1 protein-coding gene is annotated in these 1,569 nt (G+C 65.1%); it reads right to left on the bottom strand.

The features are described 5' to 3' along the window. Positions 1 to 12: 12 nt before the first annotated feature. Positions 13 to 1,266, bottom strand: a complete 1,254-nt coding sequence (locus A5706_RS11320) for an IS110 family transposase (protein WP_068130294.1) — start codon at positions 1,264 to 1,266, stop codon at positions 13 to 15. Positions 1,267 to 1,569: the final 303 nt, after the last annotated feature.

Here is a 1,569-nt window from a genome sequence, read left to right as displayed (position 1 = left end):
AGAAGCCCTGTGTCAAGTAGCGGTTTCTGAGCGCTGGTTGAGCAGGGTTTGGAGGGCTTGGTGTTGGGCGGGATCGTAAGGGGTGTTGGTCTGCCAGCAGTGCCAGATGACGTGCAGCCAGGCGCGGGCCAGGATCCGGGTGGCGTGAGGGTGGTCGTGTCCGCGGGCGCGGGCGCGGTTGTAGAGGTCAGCGGCCCAGGGGTTGGCGTGGCGGGAGTCGTTGGCGAAGTCGCAGACCGCGTCGCGTAGCTGTTTGTCGCAGGCCCAGCGGAACCCGACGGAACGCATTTTTCCGGATTGGCGGGTTGAGGGCGCCACGCCGGCCAGACAGGCCAGGGCATCCGGGGTCGGGAATCGTGCACGGCAGTCACCGATTTCGGCCAGCAGCCGCGCTGCTCGCAGGGTGCCGCTGCGCGGCAGGCTGGTGAAGATGTGCGCATCAGCGTGGGTGGCAAGTTGATCGGCAATTTGGGCAGAGAGCTGAGCGATCTGACTGACAAGGTTGGTCAGGGTGGCCACGAAGGCGGTGGTGATCCCGACGTAGGCGGCGCCGTCGGGGCCGGTGAGTCCGCGCGGGCGGCCGCTGAGCCGCGCGTGCAGGACAGCCGCATCGGTGCGGCCTTTGTAGCCCACCGAGCCAAGCCAGCTGGCCAAGCGTGTGGGAGTCAGCCAATCGAGGCGGTCCTGGCAGTCAAACCGGGTCAAGAACCTCAAACTGATCGGCGAATCCAGCGCGTCGAATACTCCGATCGGTGCGGGATAGACGCGGGCCAAGTGCGCACGCAGCTGGTTGGCGACGCGCACGCGATGGATCACCAGATCTTTGCGTGCCCGGCACAACGCGCGCAGCGCCGTGGTCGCGGGGGTATCGGGGGTCAACGGACGCAGCCGGGCCCGATCGGTGCGCAACGTGTCGGCCAACACGAACGCATCGAACCGATCGTCTTTGTTGCCGGCCGAGCCGTAGCGGCTACGGAGGTTTTTCACCTGGTGGGGATTGATGACGACCACGGTAACGCCGGCGTCTAACAGGGCTTCTACCACTGGCCCGTCGGGGCGCTCGATCGCGACTTCGTGTACTCCGGTCCCAGCCAGCACCTCGATCAAGTCTTTGAGGCCTTTGGCACTGTGCTCGATGACGCCGCGATAGACCGGCCGGGCATCGGTATCGATGATCGTGATCGCGTGATCGTCACGGGCCCAGTCGATTCCACACGTCAAACCATTGGCCGGTTGGTCGGCCAACCTAACTGGGGGATACTGCATGACAGCCTCCTCGCTGCTTGTCCCAGTGGGGAGGCACCCTCATCGGTGCGGGGTGTGACACCTGTGCTGCTCACTGCTTGGCGTTCAGCTCTCCTGACGCATTGCCCTGTCGACGGTCACCACACCCCGAAGAACCGCCGAGCCCCGCGACACTGTGAGTGGACATCGCGTGTCAAGCGACAAAGGCAGTGGCTCGACGGCACCTCGGGTGCATCGGCGGCCCATCCGGGGCTACCGACACATCATCGTGAAAGCAACCCATTCAGAAACCACCGACCGACACACTGTCCACCAGTGAGCGAC

The organism is Mycobacterium sp. E796 (assembly GCF_001672815.1).
Lineage (GTDB): Bacteria > Actinomycetota > Actinomycetes > Mycobacteriales > Mycobacteriaceae > Mycobacterium.
The sequence above is the reverse complement of the archived record's forward strand: the minus strand, read 5'-3'. Positions and strand labels throughout refer to the sequence as shown.

Excerpts from the sequence above, each read along its gene's own strand:
- A5706_RS11320 (WP_068130294.1), bottom strand. The coding sequence starts at position 1,266 with ATGCAGTATCCCCCAGTTAGGTTGGCCGACCAACCGGCCAATGGTTTG.